General features: G+C 64.4%; 6 protein-coding genes. 1 reads left to right on the forward strand and 5 read right to left on the reverse strand.

The window, feature by feature from the left end; all coding sequences use genetic code 11:
- The 5 genes from HP499_RS18470 to HP499_RS18490 form a co-directional block, all read right to left on the reverse strand.
- Positions 1-424 (reverse strand): (2Fe-2S)-binding protein (locus tag HP499_RS18470; RefSeq protein ID WP_172325646.1); only part of this gene is annotated, 424 nt, incomplete at its 3' end.
- Positions 414-1,352 carry a xanthine dehydrogenase family protein subunit M gene (locus HP499_RS18475; RefSeq protein ID WP_172325647.1) on the reverse strand — a complete coding sequence of 313 codons (939 nt, stop codon included), beginning with the start codon at positions 1,350-1,352 and terminating at the stop codon, positions 414-416. The genes HP499_RS18475 and HP499_RS18470, both read right to left, overlap by 11 nt.
- Entirely contained in the window at positions 1,343-2,590 is a 1,248-nt protein-coding gene (locus HP499_RS18480; RefSeq protein WP_172325648.1) for an XdhC family protein, read from the reverse strand. Before HP499_RS18480 ends, HP499_RS18475 begins: the two co-directional genes overlap by 10 nt.
- A 311-nt stretch (positions 2,591-2,901) precedes the next feature.
- Positions 2,902-4,485, reverse strand: a complete 1,584-nt coding sequence (locus tag HP499_RS18485; RefSeq protein WP_172325649.1) for an NCS2 family permease — start codon at positions 4,483-4,485, stop codon at positions 2,902-2,904.
- Positions 4,486-4,491: 6 nt separating this feature from the next.
- Positions 4,492-4,986 carry a nucleoside deaminase gene (locus tag HP499_RS18490; protein ID WP_172325650.1) on the reverse strand — a complete coding sequence of 165 codons (495 nt, stop codon included), beginning with the start codon at positions 4,984-4,986 and terminating at the stop codon, positions 4,492-4,494.
- A gap of 432 nt (positions 4,987-5,418) precedes the next feature.
- Here HP499_RS18490 and HP499_RS18495 point away from each other — a divergent pair, with 432 nt between their 5' ends.
- The gene (locus HP499_RS18495) at positions 5,419-6,765 is read left to right on the forward strand and encodes an 8-oxoguanine deaminase (protein WP_172325651.1); all 1,347 of its coding nucleotides are present in this window, start codon (positions 5,419-5,421) and stop codon (positions 6,763-6,765) included.
- Positions 6,766-6,794: the final 29 nt, after the last annotated feature.

The following is a 6,794-nucleotide window of genomic DNA, read 5'->3' on the forward strand; positions in this document are numbered from 1 at the left end:
CGTGACCGCAGACCGCGTCCGCAATGGAACGGTAGCCTGTGCAGCGGCACAGGTTTCCCTTGAGGTTGCGGGGCAGGTTGGCGCGTTGCTCGTCGTCGAACGTTGCCGCGGTCATCATCATCCCGGCGGTGCAGAAACCGCACTGGAAACCCTGGGCCTCGAGGAACTGTTCCTGCACAGGGTGCAGACCTTCTGCAGATGCCAGGCCCTCGATCGTGGTGACTGCTTTGCCCTCGGCCCGGACTGCCGGGTAAATGCAGCTGTGGACCGGCGTTCCGTCGACGTGCACGGTGCAGGCACCGCAATCGCCGCCGTCGCAGCCCTTCTTGACTCCGAAGTTTCCTTCCTCGCGGAGGAACGTGCGGAGGCATTGTCCAGGGCGGGGTGTGGCCTGCGAGGCAGAACCGTTGATTTCAATTGCCATTGCGGGCCTCCTTCTGCTGGGTGCTCGATGCGGTTGGCTGGGTGGACGGCTGGGGCGAGGTGTTGTGCGGTGGCCAGAAATCGCCGGACACGGTCATCGACTCGCCCAGCAGCTCGGCCCGGATCTCCTCCGCCAGCTTGAACGTCATGTCACGCCGCCACGCAGGAAGCCCGTGGATGTCATCGTGGTACAGCGGCCACGGGATGGAATCGCCGACGACGTCAGCCAGCGTCCCGGCGTCGGGAACCTGTCCGGCGGGGAACCGGAGCTGTACCGGCCTTTTGGTGGAGGCGGTCACGGTGATGACCAGTCCGCCGTCGGGGTCCAGCCGGCCGATCAGCAGGACGCCGGAGCGTCCAAGGTTGCTGAGCGACAGGCGCCGGAAAGCGACGCGGGCGGAGAGCGCGTTGGCCGGCAGATGGATGCTGCGGAGCAACTCCCCCGGGGCCAGGACAGTCTGCATCTCCCCTGTGACGACGTCGGCCACCAGCACGTTCCGACTGGTGCCGTCCGGGCTGAGGATGGTGGCCATGGCGTCTAGTCCTGCACAGAGGGAAGTCATGGGTCCCGCCGGCAGGCCCGTGCAGATGTTGCCGCCCACCGTGGACATGTTCCAGATCTTGAACGAGGCCACAAAGGAGTCGCAGCAGGGGCGGATCAGTGCCAGTCCGGGCCATTCACGGTTGGCTATCTCCGCGGACCGCGGCAGGGCATAGAGCTCGGCGACTGTGCAGGTGGCGGCCAGTTCGATTCCTGAGTCAGTGACAGTGATCGCGGGCCACTCCGCTTGCCCCAGGTCAAGGAGCCGCTTCAGAATGGTGCTGCCGTAGGAGAAAAGGACAGTTCCCCCGGCGAGCCAGGCATCGCCGTCGCGCCATTGTGCCGGGTCCGTGGTGGGTACCACGGCCTCGATGGTGTTCATGTCCATGGGTCCTCCTGAGTGAGGTTTTGGGTAGCTGGATAAGCCGGGGCCGGGTGAATCGGGCCGGCGCTGTCTTTGAGGGACGGGAAGCCGGGTGCGTCCGAAGTCCTTTGGCCCGCGCCGCGCTCCGCGATGATTTCGGCGGTGATGGACACGGCAACTTCGGCAGGAGTGACAGCACCAAGGTTCAGTCCGATGGGCGAATGCAGCCGCTCCAGGGATTCCGGGGAAGTGCCCGCCTCGAGCAAGGCGTCGATCCGTTGACGATGGCTGCGACGGGACCCCATGGCACCGAGATACGCAAGGTTCAAACGGAGCGCGCTCTGGAGCAAGGGGATGTCGAACTTGGGATCGTGGGTCAGGATGCACACCACGGTGCGGGCGTCGATGCGTCCTGCCGCTGCCTCTGCTTCAAGGTAACGGTGCGGCCACTGGGTGACCACTTGGTCCGCTGCTGCGAACCGTGTTTGCTGGGCGAAGGCGGGCCGGGCGTCGCATAGCGTGACGTTGTAGCCAAGGAGTTGCCCGGCGGGCAGCAGTGCTGCGCCGAAGTCGTTGGCGCCGAAGATCAGCATCCGGGCGGCCGGCAAGCGGCTCTCCACCAACAGGGTGATCGGCTCCGGCTGGGTTTCTTCCTGCGGGGGCCTGGCCAACCTCTCGGTGGTGACCCAGCCATCGATGCATCCCTCTGGCGGTGCCAGGCGGACCAAGCCGGCGCGGCCACCTTGGAGCAGTGGCTCCACCTGGGCAGCTGCGGCGAAAAGTGTGGAGGGGTGGTCGCCCAGCAGTTTGGCCAGTTCCTCGGACTCCATGGCACGGAACCGGACGGGATCATTGACCACCATGACTCCGCCGTGGGCATCGAGCCGGCGGATCAGGGCCGCGGGTCGCGGGCTTTCGGTGAAAACAGACAGTTCAGGCGAGCCTGCCCGGAGCGGCTGGATGTGGACTTCCAGTTCCCCTCCACAGGTAAGGCCGACGGCGAATGCGTCCTCGGCACTGTAGCCGAACGACTCAAGGCGGGGGCCGCCGTCGCGCATTGCTTCCAAAGCCGCTTCCACCACGGCACCTTCCACGCAACCGCCGGACAGGCTGCCCAGGATTTCGCCGTTTTCGGAGACCAGCATTGAGGTTCCCATGGGCCGCGGCACGGAACCGCCGGTCCCTACGATCGTGGCCACCGCACACAGTTGGCCGGAGACCGCAGGCCGCCAGCTGCCCAGTGAAGGCATCAGATCCAGCATGGCAACACATCCTTATTCCAGGTGTCCCAGCCGGGTGGCCCGGCCGGAGCAGTGCGCGATCTTGCCTCATATTCTCATTTCCAGAGGAGGTAGTCGCGGTTATTCAGTAAAAGTGGGAGTTCATAGGAACGGGGGCAAGGGCTTCATCTCCCTGCCCCCGTTCCCTGACGGAGCGTCGGCCGCCCAGCCGCCGCCCGCCGTCGTGCCTGTATTAAGGGGACGACGACGACGGACGCCTATTCGTGCGGTGGGTACCGGCGGACCGCCGATCGAAGTGCCGGGATATCCGCCGGCGCGGGTGCGGCTTCCGGCTAGACGCCCATCAGGGCGTTGATGGGGCCGCGGGCGAAGTAGATGATGAAGCCTGCCGTGACCACCCACATGAGGGGATGGACTTTCTTGGCCTTACCCGACGCCGCGCTGATCACCGCGAAGGAGATGAACCCGACGCCGATGCCATTGGCGATGGAGTACGTCAGCGGCATGGTCACGATGGTCAGGAAAGCCGGGAGGGCGATCGAGAACTTGGTGAACTTGATCTCGCGGATCTGCGCCATCATCATCGCACCCACCACCACCAGGGCTGCTGCTGCAACTTCCAACGGGACCACCGAGGTGAGCGGAGTGAAGAACATGGAGCCCAGGAACAACAGGCCGGTGACCACCGAGGCCAGGCCGGTCCGTGCGCCTTCGCCGATGCCCGCCGCCGAGTCGATGTACACGGTGTTGGACGAACCGGACGTAGCGCCGCCCACCACTGCACCCATGCCTTCAACAATGAAGGCCGACTTTAGCTTGGGGAACGTGCCGTCCTTGTGTGCCACGCCTGCACTCTTGGCCAGGCCGGTCATGGTGCCCATGGCGTCGAAGAAGTTGGTGAACACCAAGGTGAAGACCAGCATGGTGGCCGCCAATCCGCCGATCCTGGCGAACGAGCCGAAGATGTCGAACTGGCCCACCAGGCTCAGGTCCGGGACGGACACCAGTTGGCTGGACAGGATGGGCACGTTGAGGTGCCAACCGCCCGGGTTCTCGGCGCTGCCTGGACCAATGTGGAACACGGCCTCGGCAACAGCGGCGAGGACAGTGGTGGCGACGATGCCGATCAGCAAGCCGCCCTGGATTTTGCGTGCCACGAGGATGCCCATGGTCAGCAGTCCCACAATGAAGACGAGGGTGGGGATGGAGGTGATGGAGCCGTTATCGCCGAGCTGGACCGGTGGGCCGCCCGTGGTTGCGCGAACGAAACCGGAATCCACAAAGCCAATGAACGCGATGAACAGGCCGATGCCAACCGTGATGGCGGCCTTGAGCTCCTTGGGGACTGCCTTGAAGATCGCCGTCCGGGCGCCGGTGGCACCGAAGATGACAATCAGGATGCCGTTGATGACCACCAGGCCCATGGCTTCGGGCCATGTGACTTCCTGGATGACCGCGACGGCGAGGAAGGAGTTGATGCCCAGGCCGGCTGCCAGGCCGAAGGGCAGGTTGGCGATCAAACCGAAAATGATGGTCATGACACCGGCGGTCAGGCCGGTGACGGCACCAACTTGTGCAGCTGAGAGCCAGCCACCGGCAACATCGGTTGGGGCATTTTCCGCCGAGAAGCCGCCTAGGATGAGCGGGTTCAGGATGACGATGTATGCCATGGTGAAGAAGGTGACCAGGCCGCCGCGGAATTCGCGGGCCAGCGTGGAGCCACGCTTGGAGATCTGGAAGAACCTATCCAGGAATGAGTTCGACACCGGGGGCTTCTTGTTGCCATCTGCCAGGCCGGTTGCCGTGTGCTTTGCCGCTGTGGGCTCTGCGCTGTTGTCTCCGTTGGGGAAGAGCGCAGCCTGCTTCTCAGCTGCTGTCTGCATTTCTGCGTTATCCAGGATTTTCATGTCAGCCACCGGGCCCTAGTAATCAATCCTGGAATCAAGCGTGTTCCATGTGGTGAACGGCTGGAGGGCCGCCGGAGCCTGGGGGTCGCCCAGTTCCAGCTTGGCTACCGGCATCAGCGCGTCCCGGTTGTCATTCTCGAAGTACTCGTAGAAAACTGCGTCGTCGAAGCCAACGGATGCGGCGTCGTGACGGTCTGCGGCGAAAAACACGCGGTCAACGCGTGCCCAGAGTGCGGAGGCCAGGCACATGGGGCACGGCTCGCAGCTGGTGTAGAGGGTTGCTCCGCTGAGATCGAACGTGCCCAGTTCGCGGCAGGCGTTACGGATGGCCGTGACTTCTGCGTGTGCGGTGGGATCGTTCGTGGCGGTGACGCGGTTGACGCCTTCGAAGGCTCGTCCGTCCGCGGTGACAATGACGGCGCCGAACGGGCCCCCACTGTTAGGGACATTGGCTGTTGCCAGCTCAATGGATGTGGCCAGGAATTGCTCGGCCGTGACGGTTGTACTCATGTTGCGACTTCCTTAGTGCTGAGGAAGCCAGGTGACCTGTTGGGGGCGCTACAAAAAGGAGCTCCAGTTAGCTTGGTTACCAGGCTTCAGCATGTGCGATGAAGGTTAAGTTGCGCCTGGTAGATAGCTTCCCGAGGTCCGGGTGCCCGCCTTTGGCAACTAGAGCGTAGCACCAGGTTTGTGAGCCGCGCCATAGTTTTTTGAAAACTTAATTTCGTCATGCGAAATTGCTGGGCGGGTGGAGTGGTGCGGTTGGGGTCTGGGCTGGTGCCCGAATGTGACTGGCTGCCGCGAACTGGCGTTGACTGCCGCCGTCGGGCCTTTTACGCTTTTTGGACCGGGCCGCTCTCCATGCGGGCCCGAAACCTGGATCAGCAGACAGGGCCTAACTGAGCTGGAACGCGTACACGCCGACCAGACAAGGAACCTGACATGACCCCTCTATGGATCAAGAACCCGCTGGGTATCTTCACCGCAAACGACCTCGACGCCGGCGGCGGCCTGGTGGTCTCCGATTCCGGCACCATCATTGAGCTGGTGCCTTCAGGCGGGCAGCCCTCTGCTCCCGCGGACGTTTTTGACGCCTCCGCCCACATGGTGCTGCCCGGGCTGATCAACACGCACCACCACTTCTACCAAACCCTCACCCGCGCCTGGGGACCGGTGGCCAACGCTCCCCTGTTCCCCTGGCTGCAGAACCTCTATCCCGTGTGGGCCAGGCTGACCCCTCGCAGCCTCGAGCTCGCCGTGCAGGTGGCGCTGGCCGAACTGCTGCTCTCCGGCTGCACCACCGCCGCCGACCACCACTACCTCTTCCCCGACGGCATGGAAGACGCAATCGACATCGAGGTAGCCGCGGTTCGCGCCATGGGAATGCGCGCCACGCTGACCCGCGGGTCCATGACCTTGGGAGAGGACGACGGCGGGCTGCCGCCCAGGACCACAGTCCAGTCACCCGAGGCGATTCTTGCGGACAGCGAGCGGCTGATTCGTCAGTACCACGAGACCGGTGACGGGGCCGTGGTGCAAATTGCGTTGGCTCCGTGTTCGCCATTCTCGGTGACCAAGGAAATCATGGCCGAGTCTGCGGCCATGGCTGAGCGGTTCGATGTCCGGTTGCACACGCACCTCGCCGAGACGATCGATGAGGAAGACTTCTGCAAATCCATGTTCGGGCTGCGGACCGTGGACTACCTGGAATCCGTGGGCTGGCTGGGCAACCGCACCTGGCTTGGACACGGCATCCACTTCAACGACGAGGAAATTGCGCGGCTGGGAGCCGCAGGAACAGCGGTGGCCCACTGCCCGACGTCGAACATGCGCCTCGCATCCGGCACCGCGCGCGTCCTGGAACTTGAGGCCGCGGGCGTCCCGGTGGGGCTGGGAGTGGACGGTTCGGCGTCGAACGATGCTTCGAACATGATCCTCGAAGCACGGCAGGCCCTGTATCTGCAACGGCTCCGCTATGGCGCCTCCGTTCCTGTGGAGCGGGCGCTTGGCTGGGCTACCCGTGGATCCGCTGCCGTTCTGGGGCGCTCCGACATCGGGCAGCTGGCACCCGGACTACAAGCTGACCTGGCCCTGTTCAAGCCCGACGAGCTGCGGTTCTCCGGAAGCCACGACCCCGTAGCCGCGTTGTTGCTCTGCGGGGCGGACCGGGCAGACCGCGTGATGGTGGGCGGTTCATGGCGGGTGGTGGACGGCGCGATTCCCGGGCTGGACGTTGCCGGGCTCATCGCTGAGCACTCGGCGGCGGCGCGGAAGTTGGTGGCGGGCTAGGTTCCGGTCTTTCTGGACCCGTTTCGATG

It is taken from the genome of Paenarthrobacter sp. CM16 (assembly GCF_013179505.1).
Taxonomy (GTDB): Bacteria; Actinomycetota; Actinomycetes; order Actinomycetales; family Micrococcaceae; genus Arthrobacter.

What these genes read in the sequence shown, in the direction of transcription:
- HP499_RS18475 (WP_172325647.1), bottom strand. Translation starts at nt 1,352, where the DNA reads ATGGACATGAACACCATCGAGGCCGTGGTACCCACCACGGACCCGGCA.
- HP499_RS18490 (WP_172325650.1), bottom strand. Translation starts at nt 4,986, where the DNA reads ATGAGTACAACCGTCACGGCCGAGCAATTCCTGGCCACATCCATTGAG.
- HP499_RS18495 (WP_172325651.1), top strand. Translation starts at nt 5,419, where the DNA reads ATGACCCCTCTATGGATCAAGAACCCGCTGGGTATCTTCACCGCAAAC.
- HP499_RS18480 (WP_172325648.1), bottom strand. Translation starts at nt 2,590, where the DNA reads ATGCTGGATCTGATGCCTTCACTGGGCAGCTGGCGGCCTGCGGTCTCC.